The organism is Bradyrhizobium sp. Mp27 (assembly GCF_029953005.1).
In the GTDB taxonomy this organism is placed as follows: domain Bacteria; phylum Pseudomonadota; class Alphaproteobacteria; order Rhizobiales; family Xanthobacteraceae; genus Bradyrhizobium; species Bradyrhizobium barranii.
In genome coordinates this window covers 56,553-73,313 of record NZ_JASAUS010000029.1, presented here as the reverse complement: position 1 = coordinate 73,313, position 16,761 = coordinate 56,553, and the positions used below count along the sequence as shown (strand labels likewise).

Genomic DNA, 16,761 nt, shown 5'->3' with positions numbered 1-16,761 from the left:
CTGAAGCTCTTGCCCGGGAAACAAACTCAAACTAACAGTCCCTTGTCCTGCCTCGCGGGTGGAGGAATTTGACTGACCACACCCGGAGGAATTTGAAGTGACCCGCGGGGGACTCGGGCGCACGCTCCTGCATCAGATCGTTTTTGGGCGCATCGAGATCGACCAGCGCGCCGCCTTCCTTGATGTAGTCGAACTCGGCCTCGTTGATGCCGGGATGCTCCTTCGGGCCGTAGACGGTCTTGATCCAGACCAGGCCCATGATGACGCCGAGCCCACCCATCACGAAGAACACGAAGCGCCAGCCGTAATCATGCGCGATCCAGCCCATCAGCGGTGCGAAGATCACGGTGGCGAAATACTGTCCGGAATTGAAGAAGGCCGACGCGGTGCCGCGCTCGTTGCCGGGAAACCAGGCCGCGACGATGCGGGCATTGGCGGGGAACGAGGGCGCTTCCGCGACGCCGACAAGCAGGCGAAGTGCGAACAGCACGATGATGGCAGCGCCTGCGCTGAGGAAGCCGACCCAGCCCTGCATCATCGTGAACAGCGACCAGACGATGATGCTGAAGGCATAGACGAGGCGCGAGCCGTAGCGGTCGAGCAGCCAGCCTCCCGGCACCTGCGCCACGACATAGGACCAGCCGAACGCCGAGAAGATCCAACCCATGGCGACCGGATCGAGATGCAACTCTTTCGAGAGCGCGGGGCCCGCGATCGACAGCGTGGCGCGGTCGGCATAGTTCACGGTCGTGACCAGGAACAACATGGTCACGATGAACAGCCTGACGCGAGACCTTCTCACGTCCGCTGCGGACGACACCACTGCGCTCATCACGCGCCTCCTTAGAACTCGAAATGTTTCCTCACTGCGACTCCTAGAGGCGCGCGCGGCAAAGTGTCCAAGTTCAAGGGAGTATCGATCGATGCCGTTTTTGGATCGATGGAACGGCAGGTGTGGGGGAACGATCGTGAGGTGACGAGAATGTGTGCGCGATATTGAGGGGGCGAGCTTGCGCCACGCCCAGCGCTGTCATTCCCCGCGAAGGCGGGGAATCCAGTACGCCGCGGCGTCTCGATTCAACTACGTCTGCCGCGGCGTACTGGATCGCCCGCCTTCGCGGGCGATGACACCGCGCATGTGGAGAGTGCGCGCTCGCAATGACGGTGTGAAGAGAAGTCGCTTTTGCTTCTACTGCTGCGTGCCCAGCAACGGCGCCAACAGTCCGCGCGTCACGCCGGGCGGCACGGCATCGAGGCCGAGCACGCTGCTTGCGGCCGGCAGTGCTGCGTCCGCCATCGCGGCGTGGCCTTCAGCGCTTGGATGCACGGCGCCGCCGTAGACGGCGGAGAGCACGCCCCAGGTGGCGTCGTGGATGTCGGTCGGCTGGCTCGCCGCCGGCAGACCTTGCGGATAGGTCATCGCGGCAAAATAGCTGTCATTGGCATCGCGGATCCAGCGCGCGCGCGGCAGGTAGGCGCGATACTCCGAGGCGCCGCGGCCGCACAGCATCGGCTGGCTCGCCGCGCTCACGATATCGGGATTGAAGCTCTGGCCGTTCTCGGCGAAACACGTGCGGTCGAATTCGGGATCGTTGCCCGCATGGGCGCAGAAGCCGTGATCGGCGAACGCTGCCTGGTGCGAGTCCACGAAGGTCATGCGGTCGGCTTCGGGATCGCGGCACAGTGCGCCGCGCGTGCAGGTGGCGAGCCCCTTCAGCTGCGGCAGGAATTCGGTGTCAACGAAGGTCGAGACGCGAGCGAGGCGCTGCGGATCGGCGTTGAAGGACGGATGGATGTCGAACCCGGCGCGGCCGCCGCGGCAGGGCACGCCGCCATCGGCGAGCGCGGGATTGGCGTAGGAGACATAGACCACGTGCGAGAGGTCGCCGCCGACGAGCGGCTTGAGCGCCTCGCGCAGCTTGGCGAAATTCTGCGGCAGCTCGCGCGCCAGCGCATCGCGGGAATCGTCGACGCTCGCCATCACGCCGGAACGGCGGAACAGCGCGCGCTCGGTCGCGGTGTCGACGATGACGTCGGCGACGAGGCCGGAGAAATAGACGTCGTTGGCACCGACCGAGAGCAGCACGAGATCGAGCGTGCGGTCCGGCTGGCGCTTTTTCGCCGCGGTGAGCGCCTCGCGCAGCTCGGCGACCTGGGCGTTCACGCTGGTGTTGCAGACGCCGGTCTTGCCGGGCGGGCATTCGCGGGCGCGCTGCGAGCCCAGCAGCCCGTCGCCGATGCTGGCGCCGGTGCAGGCGAGCGGCAGAAAGGTCACCGCGATGTGGGTGTAGCGCACCGCGAGCGCGAGAGCCGTGCGGGCCTGGTAGCTGTAGAGCGAGCGGTGGCAGGGCGAGTTGAACCAGAGCGCGCCGTAATGCTGCCAGTTGGCGAGCGTGTCGGGTGCCTCGCAGGCGCGGCCACCTTTATAGCCGGCGCGGCTCGGCCGGTAGTACTGCGCACCGGCGGTACCGAGATAGGAGCGGAAGCAGAAGCCCTCGTCCGACAGCGCGAGCGGCCGGTCCGGGTTGCCTTCGCCGGAGGCGATGCTGTCGCCGAGCCCGGCGACAAAGATGTCGCGGACCTGGATCTCGGCCTGGACGCGCTGGGTCGGATCGGAGCCGGAGGAGACGTCGACGCTCGCGACCGTCTGCTTGCCGTAGCGGACGCGCAGATTGATCGGCTCGGCGCAGTCGAAGGTCGAAGTCTGCGGCCCGTCGCCGTCGTCGAACGACCAGGCGCAGGTGGCGCCGACCGGCACTGCGCCGGTCAGGCGCACCGTCACCGGATGGTCGGTCGGGGTGAGGTAATTCTCTTTGACGTTGTCGCGGGTGCACGGCTGGTTGACCCGGCCCTGGAGGTCGATGCAGAGCCGATTGACCATGTTGCGGGCCCAGCCGCGGCCCTCGCTCTGGAGCTCCAGCGACTGCTCGGCCGCGAGGATGCTGCGGTTACGCGCGTTCTCGACATGGAGCTGGAAGTCGCGCTCCTCGCGGAACAGCCGGAAGCGGTTGCGCACCTCCCAGGATATCTGCATCGCACCGGCGTTCTGCGCGGCGGCGCGCTCGAGCGGCAAAGACGTCAGAATCCCAGCAAGCAGCAGGAGGCCTGCGGGAAGGGTACGAAAGGAAAAAGGGATCATGGCCCGCGTGTTCAACGGCAAAGTTGAGGCGGAAATATGAGAGCATAGCTGCCCCGCCCGCAACCTCTGTCTGACGGTCGCCCGCCCGCCTTACCGCTTGCTGGCCTGTCGCAACGACCGCTCGCGTTCCATCGCTGCGACCTGCTTGGGCAGGTTGGCTTGCGCGCAGGCCTCGGCCAGCCGCCGCCGCTCCTGCCAGGGCTCGACCACGTTCATCCAGAGCTCGCGCGCGCCCATGATGGAGATGGCGAGGCCGAACGGGATCACGAAATAGAGGATGCGGAAGACCAGCAGGGTCGCCAGGAGCTGCTCGCGGCCGAATTCGGGCAGCGCGACCAGCATGGCGACGTCGAACACGCCGATCGAGCCGGGCGCGTGGCTGGCAAAGCCGATCAGCGTCGCCAGGATGAACACCACCGCCAGCGACATGAAGTCGATCGACGGATTGGCCGGCATCAGCAGGTACATCGCCGTCGCGCAGAAGCCGAGATCGACCACGCCGATCAGGATCTGGACCAGCGTCAGCGGCGCCGAGGGCAGCACCACCTTCCAGCCCTTCTGGCCGAGCTCGCGGCGCTTCTCGCCCATGCAGAGCCAGACCAGATAGGCGCCGATCGAGGCGAGGCCGCCAAGCCCGATCAGCCGGTTGATCGACGACGGCAGTTGATCCATCGATGAGGCGGCATCCGGATGGATGACCATGCCGATCGAGAGCACGAAGATGTTACCGAGCCAGAAGGTCAGGCCCGAGAGGAAGCAGATCTTCGCGACGTCGATCGCGTTCAGCCCGTAGTCGGAGTAGATCCGGAAGCGGATCGCGCCGCCGGTAAAAACGGTGGCGCCGATGTTGTGGCCGATCGAATAGGACGTGAAGCTGGAGAGTGCTGCGATGCGATAGGGCACATGCTTCTTGCCGATCGTTCGCAGTGCAAAATAGTCGTAGAAGGTCAGCGTACAGAACGCGAAGACGACGCAGATCGCCGCCAACCCGATATTCCCGCGGGGAATCTCGGTCAACGCGGTCAGGATGACGCCGGTATCGATGTCCTTGAGAGTGCGCGCAAGCGTGGTGATCGCGAAGGCGATGATGAAGACGCTCGCAGCAACGCCGAGCCGTCGCCAGCCGATCCATCTCTTGAAGCCGCGCTTCAGCGCGGGCAGCAGTCCGTGCATTCATCCTCCCGGCGGGGGGCAAGACCGATCGGCCAGACATTGGCCGGTCCGGTGCGATCACTGCCCGAAATGGGCTTCGACCGCTAGGCATGATGTAGCTCATTTAAGGCAAAAACAGCGACTTGTGCAGCCCTTGACAACGATAGGTTCTGCGTTCGACCGATAGGTTCTGCGGTGGACCGCCGCTTTTGTCATATGTGGTTCATATCGGGCGCGCGTTAAGCATATGAGTCGAGGCACCTGCCTGGAACGCGCGTCCGCATCTTGACATGATTTCGTGTCCGCCCGCAGTCGGCATTGTTCCAACGCAAGCGATGCGAGCTTTTTTGGAACGTCGGTACCGTGCGCCGGTTAGCGCTCCATCAGCAATCGAACATGGCGGAATCATCGGCTTTTCGTGCGAGCCGACGCCTCCGTGTTCCCGAAACCGCGAGGATCGGAACGATGGGACTGTTCACAAAAGACATCAAGACCATGAACGACCTGTTCGTGCACCAGCTTCAGGACATCTATTATGCCGAGCAGCAGCTCACCAAGGCGCTGCCGAAAATGGCAGATAAGGCCACCGATCCGCAGTTGAAGCAGGGCTTTTTGACGCACCTCGAAGAAACCAAGCAGCACGTCAAGCGGCTCGAGGAAGTGTTCAAGATGCACGGCGCGCAGGTGAAGGCGGTCGACTGCCCGGCCATCGACGGCATCATCGAGGAAGCCGACGAGACCGCCGGTGAAGTCGCCGACAAGGCGGTGCTGGACGCCGCCCTGATCAATGCGGCCCAGGCCGCGGAGCATTACGAGATCGTCCGCTACGGCAGCCTGATCGCCTGGGCCAAGCAGCTCGGCCGCAACGACTGCGCCACCGTGCTCGCCAAGACGCTGGAAGAAGAGAAGGCGACCGACAGGAAGCTGACCACGCTCGCCGAGAGCAAGGTCAACCTGCGCGCGGCGAGCTAGGACCGGGCGCAGCCGCGCAAGGCGTCGCGCGGTCATCCCGCGCGGCGCTCGCGTATGACGCATCCATCATTCGGTCATTGTCGAAACATGACGCCGGGCTGGAAGCGTATGTTTCGCATGGGGCTGCAACCGAGGCGGCAGCATGCGAGCCAGCACCATCAAATATGAACCTCTCGACGGCGGAGCCGGCGCGCAGCGTGCCGGCTCGCGCCTTGCGACATCCCTCACGCTTGCCGCGATGAGCCTCGGCTATGGCGTGGTCCAGCTCGACGTCACCATCGTCAACACCGCGCTGGATGCGATGGGCAAAACGCTCGGCGGCGGTGTCGCCGAGCTGCAATGGGTGGTCAGCACCTACACCATCGCCTTTGCCGCTTTCATCCTGACCGCCGGTGCGCTCGGCGATCGCATCGGCGCCAAGCGCATCTTCATGGCCGGGTTCGCCATCTTCACTGCGGCCTCGCTCGCCTGCGCGATGTCGCCCAATGCGGCCGTGCTGATTGCAGCGCGGCTGGTGCAGGGGCTGGCGGCGGCGATCCTCGTGCCGAATTCCCTGGTGCTGCTCAATCATGCCTATGCGGACGACCGGGAGCGTGGCCGCGCCGTGGCGGTCTGGGCTGCCGGAGCGAGCCTGGCGCTCACTGCCGGTCCCTTCGTCGGCGGCGCGCTGATCACGCTGGTCGGCTGGCGCGCGATCTTCCTGGTCAACCTACCGATCGGTCTTGCCGGCTTGTGGCTGAGCTGGCGCTACGCCAGCGAGACCACGCGGTCGCGCTCGCGCGAGATCGATCTGCCAGGCCAGCTCGCCGCGATCGGTGCGTTGGGCACGCTTGCCGGCGCGATCATCGAAGCTGGCGCGCTCGGCTGGAGCCATCCAGCCGTGATCGCAGCATTCGTTGCCTCAGCCGCATTCGCGGTGCTCTTCGTCTGGCGCGAGAGCCGCACCGTGCAGCCGATGCTGCCGCTGTCGCTGTTCGGTCACCGGCTGTTTACCCTGACCACGATCGTCGGCCTCCTCGTCAACATCGCGATCTACGGTCTGATCTTCGTGCTGAGCCTGTATTTCCAGAGGATCGACGGGCTGTCGGCCTGGTGGACCGGGCTCGCCTTCGTGCCGATGATGGGTGCGGTGCTGCCCGTCAACCTGCTCGCGCCGGGTCTGGCCGAGCGCATCGGCTCGTGCCCGACCATCGTGGTCGGCGCCTGTATCTCGGCGCTCGGTTGTCTCGGGCTGCTCTGGATCGAAGCCGGGACCAGCTACTGGGCGATCTTTGCGCAGATGATCGCGATCAGCGGTGGACTTGGCCTGCTGGTGCCGCCGCTGACCTCCACCTTGCTCGGCAGCATCGACAAGGCGCGCTCCGGCATCGCCGCCGGCGTCCTGAACGCGACGCGGCAGACCGGCAGCGTGCTCGGCGTCGCGCTGTTCGGCTCGCTGGTGGCCTCGGACAGTGCATTCATGACGGGCCTTCACCAGTCGCTAATCATATCGGCGGCCGTCCTGCTGCTCGCCGCCGCCGTGATCGGCCTCGGCGCAAATGCACCTGACGCAACGGCGCAAGGGCGCTCAATGTGAGCGATCCCACACATTCTCTGTTCACCATTCCCGAAACCGGCGCATAGCCGGTTACCGACTGTCCATCTCTGCCGGCTCTAGTGCGGTTGGAATAGGGGCCGGCAATGTATCAAGTTCTCTACTGCCTGACGGATCAGCATGACTGGCGTCTGGTCGCACTCGGCGGAGCGGTGTGTCTGCTCGCCAGCGCGGCGGCGATCAGCCTGTTCCACCGCGCGCGTGCGGCGCGCGGGGGAGCTCGCGTATCGTGGGTCGCGCTTGATGCCGTCGTCGCCGGCGGCGGCATCTGGGCAACCCATTTCATCGCGATGCAGGCTTACGGGCCTGGTGCGGGCGGCGCCTACAATATTCCGCTGACGGTCCTATCGCTGATCTTCGCGATCGCGGTCACCTTCATCGGACTGAGCATCTCGGTGTCGGTGACGCGGGCGGGTCTGGTTGCGCTCGGTGGCGCCGTCGTTGGTGGCGGCGTTGCCGCCATGCATTACACCGGCATGATGGCGCTCGAGATTCCCGCGCACATCGGCTGGACGACCGGCACAGTGACGGTCTCGATCGTGCTCGGCATCGTCCTGGGGTCGCTTGCCCTGGTCGTTGCGGGGCGGCGCGACAGCCTTGCGGGCGCGCTCGGCGCGACGGTGCTGCTGACGCTTGCCATCGTCTCGCATCATTTCACCGCCATGGGCGCCGTGGAGCTGACGCCGGATCCTGCGGTCGTGATCAGCGGCCTGTCGATCCCGCCGGCCTCATTGTCGATCCTCACCGCCAGCGCCGCCGCTGCGATCATCGCGATCGCGCTCGCGGCGGCTCTGCTCGACCGCCGCGCCAAGGGCGAACTGGGACGCCAGCAGGTCGTGCTGGATACCGCGCTCGAGAACATGTCGCAGGGATTGTGCATGTTCGATGCGGACGGCAAGATCCAGCTCTTCAACGAACGCTACGCAGCGATGCTTGGCCGCACCGACATTCCGCTCGCCGGCCGCCTGCTCGTCGAGGTGTTGCGGGAAGAGCAGGCCAAGGGCCAGTGGCAGGGCGATGCGGCCGAATTCTTCGCGCGCCTCGTGGCCGACGCGCGGGAGGGCCGCACGACCAGCCAGGTCGTCACCCGGTTCGGTCGCTCCATCCGCGTCGTCAACCAGCCGATGCAGGGCGGCGGCTGGGTCGCGACCTTCGAGGACATCACCGAATGGCTGGAGGCGCAGGCCAAGATCTCGCACATGGCACGCCATGACGCGCTGACCAATCTGCCGAACCGCGTGCTGTTCCACGAGCAGCTCGAGCAGGGACCGGGCCGGGCGAAGTCGGGCGACCAGCTCGCGGTGCTGTGCCTCGATCTCGATCACTTCAAGGACATCAACGACTCGCTCGGCCATCCCATCGGCGATGCGCTGCTCAAGGAAGTCGGTCGCAGGCTGAAGGCCACTGTCGGCGCGAGCGACACCGTGGCGCGGCTTGGTGGCGACGAGTTTGCCGTGGTCCAGATCGGACGCTCCGAGGAAGCCGCGGCGCGAGCCCTTGCCGGCCGCCTCGTCGAGGTGATCTCTGCGCCTTACGAGATCGACGACCACCAGATCGTGATCGGCGTCTCGATCGGCATCTCGCTGTCGCCGCAGGACAGCGATAATCCGGACGAACTGTTGAAGAACGCCGACCTCGCGCTGTACCGCGCCAAGGCGGACGGCCGCGGCACCTATCGCTTCTTCGAGACCGGCATGGATGCGCGCGCGCAGGCGCGGCGGCTGCTGGAGATGGACTTGAGGGCGGCGTTGCTACGCGACGAGTTCGAGGCATACTACCAGCCCATCCGCGACGTCGCCAGCGGCCGCGTCGTCGCCTTCGAGGCGCTGCTGCGCTGGAACCATCCTCAGCGCGGCCTGATCGCCCCCATCAACTTCATTCCGGTGGCCGAGGAGACCGGCCTCATCGTCCAGCTCGGCGAGTTCGTGCTGCGCAGCGCCTGCAGCGACGCCGCCACCTGGCCGGACGACGTCGATGTCGCCGTCAACCTGTCGCCGGTGCAGTTCAAGAGCCCGAACCTGATCGCATCCGTGACCGATGCGCTGGCGGCCTCAGGGCTCGCGGCGCGGCGGCTCGAGCTCGAGATCACCGAATCGGTGCTGCTCCAGAACAGCGAGACGACGCTGACCACCCTGCACGAGCTGCGCGCCATGGGCGTGCGGATCTCGCTCGACGATTTCGGCACCGGCTATTCGTCGCTGAGCTACCTGCGCAGCTTCCCGTTCGACAAGATCAAGATCGACCGCTCCTTCGTGTCGGAGCTTGCGACGCGCGAGGATTCCATGGCGATCATCCGTGCCGTGACCGGCCTCGGGCGCAGCCTCGGCATCGTCACCACGGCGGAAGGCGTCGAGAACGACGCGCAGCTCGAGCTGCTGCGGCGCGAGGGCTGCACCCAGGCGCAGGGCTATCTTTTCAGCAAGCCGCGGCCTGCATCCGATGTCGCGTTGATGCTGAACCGGCCGCGGCTGCTCGCCTCGGCCTGATGTCTAGCCGCGGCGCAGCGCGAAGTGCGCGCCGCAAAATGCCATCACGGCGCCAAGACATAGCGCGGCCAGCCCGGCGAGTACGCCCGAAACGGACGGGATCGGGCTCGGCGCCGCGGCCACCTGGCCCGCACCGGCAAGCAGCAGCACGCCGACCGCGATCAAGAACTGCCGCATCCGCTGCGGGATCTGCCCGGAGACGGCGCTCTGCATCAATGTCGCCGTGAAATAGCCGCCGGAGAAACCGACCGTGGCAATCAGCCACCAGGCGATCGCTGCGCCAGCGGGTATGAACTCATGCGTGTCGGAATGCCAGAGCCCGCCAAGGTCGAGCCCGTAGCGCGCGCCCAGCATGTGCACCGCGAGCGCGAGCAACACTCCGGAGATCACGGCGGCGCCGAGAATCAGGCGGCGCGGAAAAAAGGTCGTCTCAGCCATGCCCCGCTTGTAGGATGGGCGAGGGCGATCGCGCAAGCCGATCGCAGGCGGGATTGCGCGGACGGGATTGATTGTGGGGATGCAGGTTTCGGGAGCGCAAGGCCCGTCGGTCACGAGCTACGCCTACAAGGCGTCGCTGATCGGCTCGGCGCATCGTTTCGAGCTGACGGACGCGGGCTTGTCCTGGCATATCGCCGGCCGGTCCGGCCTGTGGCGCTATGACGAGATCTCGGCGATCCGGCTGTCGTTTCGCCCGGTGTCGATGCAGCAGCACCGCTTTCGCGTCGATCTCAGCCACACCGGCGGCGGCCGCATCAGGATCCTGTCGACGAGCTGGCAGACCGCAGCGTTAATGGCGCCGCAGGACAACGGTTTTCGCGATTTCATCATCGAACTGCACGCACGGATGGCGCAAGCCGGCAGCCGCGCCGAATTGACCGCAGGCCTCGGCCGCAAGACCTATGCGGCGGTGCTGGCCTTCCTGGCGGTGCTGACGGTGGCGATGACGGGGCTTCTGATCCGTGCGCTCATGATCGGGGAGTTCGCCGGCGCCCTGTTCATCATCGGCTTCGCCGCGCTGTTCGCCTGGCAGGTCGGCGGCTTCGTGCGGCGCAACCAGCCGCACAGCTACAGTTTTGATCGTGTGCCGAAGGCGTTGCTGCCTTAGGTGCAATCGGCCGCAATCAAACGTGACTTCGTGCTCCTGCGCCGGTGTCGCATCGTGCTGTCATGCCAACCATGGATCGCAACAGGCGCCAGCCTACAGCGGATGAGATCGTCGAAATCAACCGCACGCATCTGATCGATACGCCGCTCCGGCCGGCCGATCTGTTGTTCATGTTCGGCACCCGCGAGGACGTTGGCTTGCGCGCCGACACCGCCGCGAGGCTATGGCGCGAAAGCCTCTTCCGCTGGTCGATTGTCAGCGGTGGCGTGACGCCGGGCTCGGAGCAATCTGAGTGCACCATCATCAAGGCAGCGATGGTCGCGGCCGGCATTCCGGCGGACCTCATCCTCGAGGAACATCGCGCGATGAACACCGGCGAGAATGTGATTTTCTCGCTGCCGATCATCGATGCGGTGCTTGGACTGCAAGACATCCGGAGCGTGATCTGCCTCGGCAACACCTGGACGGCGCGCCGCTACCCGATGACGCTGCACCGGCACTGGCCTGAAGTCGAGAAGATGCTGCTCACCGTCGACAGCTTTGCGACGCCGCGCGCGGTCTGGCACACCGATGTCGAGTTTCGCCGGCGTGTCCTGCACGAATGGGACAAGATAGAGCCGTACAAGGCGAGGGGCTTTATCGCGGAATGGCCGGCGACCTGAGCGGCGACGGGTCGGATCCTTGTCGTGACGCGTTTTCGAAGTGGTATCACTTCGCTCGCAACGCTCTGGCTACTCCGTCGAGTCGAAATCCTCTTCCTTGGTGCCGAGCAGCGACACGAGCGTGCGCAGGCCGGAATCGAGCTGTTCGAGCGAGGGTGGGGCGAGCGCGAGCCGCACCGCGTTCGGTGCATGTCCGTGCGCAATTGCAAACGTCGAGGATGGCGTCAGTGCGATGCCGCGCCGGGCTGCTGCGGCGACGAAGGTCTGCGAGCGCCAGTGTGGCGGCAGCGTCAGCCAGAGATGATAGGAGCGGGCGTCAGCCGCGATCTGGTAGCCGGCAAGCAGCCTTGCCGCGGTCTGCTGCCGGCGCGCAGCGTCGATCCGTTTCAGCCGCGTCAGCTCGGCGACGGTGCCGTCGGCCATCAGCCGCTGCCCGGACGCCAGCGCGTGGCCCGAGGCGATCCAGCCGCCGGTCCGCACCGCGCTCATCACGCTCTCGCGCAGATGCGGCGGGGTGACGAGGATGCCGAGCGCGAGGCCCGGTGCGACCTTCTTGGACAGGCTGTCGATCACGATGCAACGGTCCGGCCCGAGCGCTGCCAGCGGCGTGTCGTCGGCGAGGAAGCCGTAGACGGCGTCCTCGATGATGGTGAGATCGAGCTTCTCGGCGACGCGCATGATGTCGGCGCGGCGCGTCGCGTTCATGGTGACGCCGAGCGGGTTCTGGATGATGGGCTGGAGATACAGCGCCGACAGATGCGCCTCGCGATGCGCTTTCTGGATCGCATCGGGACGCGCGCCAAATTCGTCCATCGGAATCGGGACCAGCGTCACGCCGAGCCGGGCCGCGATGCTCTTGACGTAAGGGTAGGTCAGCGCCTCGACACCGCAGCGGCCGCCGGTGGGAACGAGGGCGGCGAGCGCGGCGGCGAGCGACTGCTTGCCGTTGGCGGTGAAGACGATCTGCTCGGCCTGCGGCGTGAAATCCTTGCGCGCGAGATAGGCGACGGCCGCATTGCGGGCGCTCTTGGTGCCGGTGCTGGTCGAGACGCGCAGGGCGGATTCGAGCGCGTCGACGCGCTCGAGCCCGGCAAGGCTCTTGGCGATCATCGCCCATTGCTGCGGCAATAACGGATAATTGACCTCGAAATCGATCCGCGCGTCGCGCGGCTCGCTCAACGCCTCGACCTCGCGCTTGATGTCGCCGGAGATGAAGGTGCCGCGGCCGACCTCGCCGACGACGAGCCCGCGGCGAAGCAACTCCGTATAAACCCGGCTCGCGGTCGAGACCGCGATGCCGCGGTCATAGGCAAAATTACGCTGTGGCGGCAGCCGGTCGCCGGGCCTTAACGTGCCTTTAGTGATATCGGCCGCAATGGCATCGGCAAGCTTCACGTATTCGAACTTGGACATTATTGCACCGAGAGCAATGTTTTACTTGCTCCGAGTAGTGTACTGGAGCATTTAAGTTCCATCAAGTTCCGCGATTGAGCCGAGGAGAGCGAGAGCAATCCGATGGCAAATGAGGTGCAGGCGCTCACAGCGTCCGCGCCAACGGCACCTGCTTCGCTGCGCGGACAACAGGCCGGAGAAGAAAAATGACCACGATCTCGCAAACTGCCGGGCAGAGTTTACGCCCATCCTCGTCGGGCGGATTTTTCAGCACGCTCGCCAACGTCGCCCATGCGCTGTTCGACCGCCTGGAGCGGCGCTCTGCCGTCAAGACGCTGAACGAGCTCGACGACCACGCTTTGCGCGACATCGGGATCACGCGCAGCCAGATCGAGGACGCCGTCTACGGGCAGTTCAAGGCCGAGCTGACGCGGTATCTGTGAGTTCATTCGGGCCGCGAGCGTCCCTCGCGTGCCAGGATCAGGCGATCGCAACCTGATCCCACACGCCGCCATAAGCTCGATCATCCTCGGATCGGTCGGGCTTGCGGCGGGGCCTCGTTGGTGCACCCCGTTCGCGGCGATGCCGCATGTCGAGGCGCCGCATATGCGCGATGGCGCTGCCGGCGAGCAGGGCGATGCGCGCTGCAGCCTGCCTGACGACGAACAGGATCGTCGTGACCCGGCTCAGCAGACCGACCAGGAGCAGCACCGAGAAGATTTCGATATAGGCGAGAAAGTCGCCGACCAGCATCAGTTCCGGCGGGACCGGAATCCTGTGGTAGTAGGCCAGTACGATGATAGCGATGGGGATGAGGGCGATCACCTTCCGCACCGTCAGCCTGTCCAGCAGCGCGGCCAGTTGCACGACCAGCACCTCCCACAGCGCGTCGCCGATCGCGAGCGGGACCTCGTAGGTCCATCTCCGCCACCATTGCCTCATGACATTGCTCCGAGCTCAATGCCTGACCACCAGCACCGAGCACTTGGCGTAGCGCACGACGTGCCCGGCGTTGGAGCCGAGGAAATAGGTGCGCATCGCCGGCCGGTGCGAGGTCATCACGATCAGGTCGGCCTTCATGTGCACGGCTTCCTCCAGGATCTCGTGGTAGATGCCGCCCTGGCGCACCACGCTGGAAATGCGCCCCGTCTCGATGCCTGACTCCCGCGCGACGATAGCGAGCGCTTCCTCGGAGGTCTGGCGCTGCTGCTCGTCGAAATCGGCCGGCACGTATTCGGCGAGCATCACCGGCGTCATCGGCAGCACGTTGAGCAGGCGTATCGATCCGCTCCAGGTCTGCGACAGCGTTACCGCGGTCGCGAGCGCCGGCTTGGCCAGATCGGTGTCGGCGAGATCGATGGGCACGAGGATGGACTTGAACATCTGCGCCTCCCAATTGACCAAGCTGGGATCAACCGGTCGAGACGGCGCGCCCCGCGCGTCTCAACCCGATCGAAGCAGCTTGGGGCTGACGAACAGCACCAGTTTGCCGCGGCGGTAGGCCACGTCACCCCAATCCTTGACGTCAAAGTCGAAGATCGCAAGCCCCGACGTGGGCAGATTGTGAGCGAGCGCCTTGGCGCCGGCCGGATCGCCGCCGCCCGTCAGCATCAGCGCGGCCTCGTGCATGCCGGGATTGTGGCCCACCAGCAGCAACTGCTTCGGGTTGGCGGGAACGGTTGCAGTGCGAATGGATTCCAGGATCTGGGCGGGATCGGCGCCGTAGAGTTCGGGCAGGACCTCCACCTGCGGCGCTGCGACGCGATCCTTCATCGTCTCCCAGGCAATGTCCCAGGTCTGCCGGGCCCGGACGGCATGCGACACCAGCACGGCCTTGGGGAAGGGGGGATGGGTGGCGAGCCAATCCCCGATCTGCGCGGCGTCCTTGTGGCCGCGGTCGTCGAGGCGACGATCCTGGTCACGGCCGCTCGGCGCGTCAGTCTCGGTCTTGGCGTGACGCAGCAGCATCAAACGGCGCATGGCATTCTCGAATCGTTACGCGTCCAGAATAATGTACAGGCGCCGGTTGAGGACAAGGTGACAAGGGCCCGATCGGTCCTTTAAGAAAACGACATGAGTAAGAAAACGACATGAGCGAGACTTTCACAAGCGTGTCCCAGGAAGAAGCCGGCTTTCGTGAACGCACGCGACTGTCGTTTGATCTCGACGCCGACATCTGCGTGATCGGGGCCGGGCTTGCCGGGCTCTCCATCGCGCTGGAGGCAGCCCGGCTCGGAGCCAGCGTCGCGGTGCTCGAGGGCCGCCATATCGGCTGGAACGCCTCCGGAAACCAGCTCGGCACCGTGATGCCGGGCTTTGCGCTGCCGCTCGCCGATTTGATCGAGCGCATCGGCTTCGAGGACGCGCGCGAATTGTTGACACTGGCGAAGGAGGGCGCCGAGTTCGTCCGGGCCAACGCCACCGAAGAGAACATGCCCGGCATCGGCCCGAGCGATGGCGTGCTGGAGGTCTCCAACGTCGATGCCGGCGACCGGCTGATCAGCCGGTTGCAGATGCTCCACGAGGATTTCGACACGGAGGTCGAGGGCTGGCAGGTGGATCGCGTCCGCGAGGCGCTCAAGACCGACCGTTACTTCCACGGCGTCTATTATCCCCGGGCGTTCCAGGTCGACGGCCGCAAATATGTGCACGGCCTTGCAGCGCTGGCGCGGCGGGCGGGAGCGCGCATCTTCGAAGATACGCCGGTCGTCAGCATCGATCATTCCGGCATCCGCAAGCGCATCGTCACGCCGTCGGCGCGGCTGCGCGCCACCCACATCGTGCTCGCGGGCAACATCCACCTCGGCGCGCCCTTGAGGCGCCTGTCGGAGACGCTGCTGCCGGTCTGGCGCTATGCCGGGATTACCGCCCCGCTCGGCGAGCGCGTGCACGAGATCGTGGCGTTCAAGGGATCGGTGATGGATTCCGACGGGGTCGACCATTTCCGTGTCGTCGACGGCGACCGCCTGATGTGGGAAAGCCCCGAGACCACCTGGGCCGCGCGTCCGCAGCGCTTTGCGGGCGCGGTCAGGCGGCGGATCAGATCGATTTTCCCCCAGTTCGGCGATGTCGAGATCACCGACATGTTCGGCGGCGTCACCGGCCAGACCGTGCACGGCATGCCGCAGATCGGCCAGTTGCGCAAAGGCCTGTGGGTGGCGAGCGGGTTCGGCCGCCAGGGCATGAACACCTCGGCCATGGCCGGGCAGCTGATCGCGCGCAGCATTTTGTGGGGCGACGACCGCTGGAAGCTGTTCTCGCCATTCGAGCTGGTCTGGGCTGGCGGCACGACCGGACGGGTCGCGGGTCAATTGGTAGGAGTTTGGGGCAGGGCGAGTTCCGCCGCCGCAGGCTCGCTTGCCCGCTACCGCGAGCGTGCGCGGGTCAAGGACCGGGAACGCGAGGCGCGGCTGGCCGAAGCCAACCGGGCCGCCGGCACCGGTCCGCGCCGTCCGCCGCCGGGCGTCCGGCCGCGGCCGGCCCCTCCGCCGAAACCTGCGGTCGAGGGCGTGGAACCGGTTCCGCAGGACGACATCGTCTCGCAATAAGTTGAGAAAAACCTCGGTCGGACGTGTAACGTCGGCCGTTAGAGCCCGTATCTCAGGGCGTGGACTCCCCGCGCACGGAGAATGAGATGTTTGATCGCCGCATCCTGCTGACGACTGTTGCCGGCCTGTTCGGCCTTTCGGCCTTCCGCTGGCTGAGAGGAACGCCTGCCGAGGCTGGAGAGAAGGCCACGCAAAAATTCGAGATCGAGAAGACGGACGCCGAGTGGCGCGCCCAGCTCACGCCGCAGCAATATGAAATCCTCCGCAAGGAGGGCACCGAAAGGCCGGGCTCCAGCCCGCTGCTCAAGGAGCACCGCAAGGGCATCTTCGCCTGCGCCGGCTGCGACCTGCCGCTGTTCTCGTCCGAGACCAAGTTCGAGAGCGGCACGGGTTGGCCGAGCTTCTACCAGCCGATCGAAGGCAATGTCGGCAAGACCGAGGACCGCACCTTCGGCATGGTGCGCACCGAAGTGCATTGCCGGCGCTGCGGCGGCCATCTCGGCCACGTCTTCGACGACGGTCCGAAGCCGACCGGATTGCGCTATTGCATCGACGGTTTCGGGCTGGTCTTCCACCCAGCCGCCGCGTCGGCAACGTAGGTCTCGCTGGAGTCATTCCGGAGCGATGCGCGAGCATCGAATCCGGAATCTCGAGCTTCTCAGGTGCGCAATTGCGCACCTGAGTTCGGTCCCTTGGACCGCGCCGGGATGA

The 16,761-nt window shown here is 65.8% G+C and carries 15 protein-coding genes and 1 pseudogene; 8 read left to right on the top strand and 8 right to left on the bottom strand.

What is annotated here, in order from left to right; all coding sequences use genetic code 11:
- Positions 1 to 100: 100 nt before the first annotated feature.
- The 3 genes and pseudogenes from QJT78_RS17525 to QJT78_RS17515 all read right to left on the bottom strand — a co-directional run.
- Positions 101 to 832: pseudogene (locus QJT78_RS17525) on the bottom strand (MFS transporter); the annotation flags it as partial.
- 357 nt (positions 833 to 1,189) lie between these two features.
- Positions 1,190 to 3,139, bottom strand: a complete 1,950-nt coding sequence (locus QJT78_RS17520) for a hypothetical protein (RefSeq protein WP_038952804.1) — start codon at positions 3,137 to 3,139, stop codon at positions 1,190 to 1,192.
- Between the two features lie 90 nt (positions 3,140 to 3,229).
- Positions 3,230 to 4,312, bottom strand: a complete 1,083-nt coding sequence (locus QJT78_RS17515) for a YbhN family protein (protein ID WP_028148544.1) — start codon at positions 4,310 to 4,312, stop codon at positions 3,230 to 3,232.
- Positions 4,313 to 4,756: 444 nt separating this feature from the next.
- On the opposite strand from QJT78_RS17515, the gene QJT78_RS17510 reads away from it, so the two are divergent.
- From QJT78_RS17510 to QJT78_RS17500, 3 genes are all read left to right on the top strand, one after another.
- Positions 4,757 to 5,263, top strand: a complete 507-nt coding sequence (locus tag QJT78_RS17510) for a ferritin-like domain-containing protein (RefSeq protein WP_028148543.1) — start codon at positions 4,757 to 4,759, stop codon at positions 5,261 to 5,263.
- A 142-nt stretch (positions 5,264 to 5,405) separates the two neighbouring features.
- Positions 5,406 to 6,839 carry an MFS transporter gene (locus QJT78_RS17505; protein ID WP_028148542.1) on the top strand — a complete coding sequence of 478 codons (1,434 nt, stop codon included), beginning with the start codon at positions 5,406 to 5,408 and terminating at the stop codon, positions 6,837 to 6,839.
- A 104-nt stretch (positions 6,840 to 6,943) separates the two neighbouring features.
- Positions 6,944 to 9,343, top strand: a complete 2,400-nt coding sequence (locus QJT78_RS17500) for an EAL domain-containing protein (RefSeq protein WP_028148541.1) — start codon at positions 6,944 to 6,946, stop codon at positions 9,341 to 9,343.
- A gap of 3 nt (positions 9,344 to 9,346) precedes the next feature.
- Here QJT78_RS17500 and QJT78_RS17495 read toward each other — a convergent pair whose 3' ends face one another.
- Complete coding sequence (locus QJT78_RS17495) at positions 9,347 to 9,781, bottom strand: hypothetical protein (RefSeq protein ID WP_028148540.1); 435 nt, start codon at positions 9,779 to 9,781, stop codon at positions 9,347 to 9,349.
- A 79-nt stretch (positions 9,782 to 9,860) separates the two neighbouring features.
- On the opposite strand from QJT78_RS17495, the gene QJT78_RS17490 reads away from it, so the two are divergent.
- On the top strand, positions 9,861 to 10,448 hold the full coding sequence (locus tag QJT78_RS17490; protein WP_028148539.1) for a hypothetical protein: 588 nt from the start codon (positions 9,861 to 9,863) through the stop codon (positions 10,446 to 10,448).
- Between the two features lie 62 nt (positions 10,449 to 10,510).
- Entirely contained in the window at positions 10,511 to 11,110 is a 600-nt protein-coding gene (locus QJT78_RS17485; RefSeq protein WP_028148538.1) for a YdcF family protein, read from the top strand.
- Positions 11,111 to 11,179: 69 nt separating this feature from the next.
- Here the strand turns inward: QJT78_RS17485 and QJT78_RS17480 are convergent, their stop codons facing one another.
- Positions 11,180 to 12,523, bottom strand: coding sequence for a PLP-dependent aminotransferase family protein (locus QJT78_RS17480; protein ID WP_028148537.1), 1,344 nt, complete (start codon positions 12,521 to 12,523; stop codon positions 11,180 to 11,182).
- Positions 12,524 to 12,708: 185 nt separating this feature from the next.
- Here QJT78_RS17480 and QJT78_RS17475 point away from each other — a divergent pair, with 185 nt between their 5' ends.
- Positions 12,709 to 12,945, top strand: coding sequence for a DUF1127 domain-containing protein (locus QJT78_RS17475; RefSeq protein ID WP_038943393.1), 237 nt, complete (start codon positions 12,709 to 12,711; stop codon positions 12,943 to 12,945).
- Between the two features lie 37 nt (positions 12,946 to 12,982).
- Here the strand turns inward: QJT78_RS17475 and QJT78_RS17470 are convergent, their stop codons facing one another.
- The 3 genes from QJT78_RS17470 to QJT78_RS17460 are packed head-to-tail and all read right to left on the bottom strand — an operon-like array spanning position 12,983 to position 14,482.
- The gene (locus QJT78_RS17470; protein ID WP_038943394.1) at positions 12,983 to 13,444 is read right to left on the bottom strand and encodes a hypothetical protein; all 462 of its coding nucleotides are present in this window, start codon (positions 13,442 to 13,444) and stop codon (positions 12,983 to 12,985) included.
- Between the two features lie 15 nt (positions 13,445 to 13,459).
- On the bottom strand, positions 13,460 to 13,885 hold the full coding sequence (locus QJT78_RS17465; RefSeq protein ID WP_028148535.1) for a universal stress protein: 426 nt from the start codon (positions 13,883 to 13,885) through the stop codon (positions 13,460 to 13,462).
- A gap of 60 nt (positions 13,886 to 13,945) precedes the next feature.
- Positions 13,946 to 14,482 carry a histidine phosphatase family protein gene (locus tag QJT78_RS17460; RefSeq protein ID WP_028148534.1) on the bottom strand — a complete coding sequence of 179 codons (537 nt, stop codon included), beginning with the start codon at positions 14,480 to 14,482 and terminating at the stop codon, positions 13,946 to 13,948.
- A 110-nt stretch (positions 14,483 to 14,592) separates the two neighbouring features.
- On the opposite strand from QJT78_RS17460, the gene QJT78_RS17455 reads away from it, so the two are divergent.
- Complete coding sequence (locus QJT78_RS17455; RefSeq protein ID WP_038943395.1) at positions 14,593 to 16,050, top strand: FAD-binding oxidoreductase; 1,458 nt, start codon at positions 14,593 to 14,595, stop codon at positions 16,048 to 16,050.
- A gap of 86 nt (positions 16,051 to 16,136) precedes the next feature.
- Positions 16,137 to 16,649, top strand: coding sequence for a peptide-methionine (R)-S-oxide reductase MsrB (gene msrB / locus QJT78_RS17450; RefSeq protein ID WP_028148532.1), 513 nt, complete (start codon positions 16,137 to 16,139; stop codon positions 16,647 to 16,649).
- Positions 16,650 to 16,761: the final 112 nt, after the last annotated feature.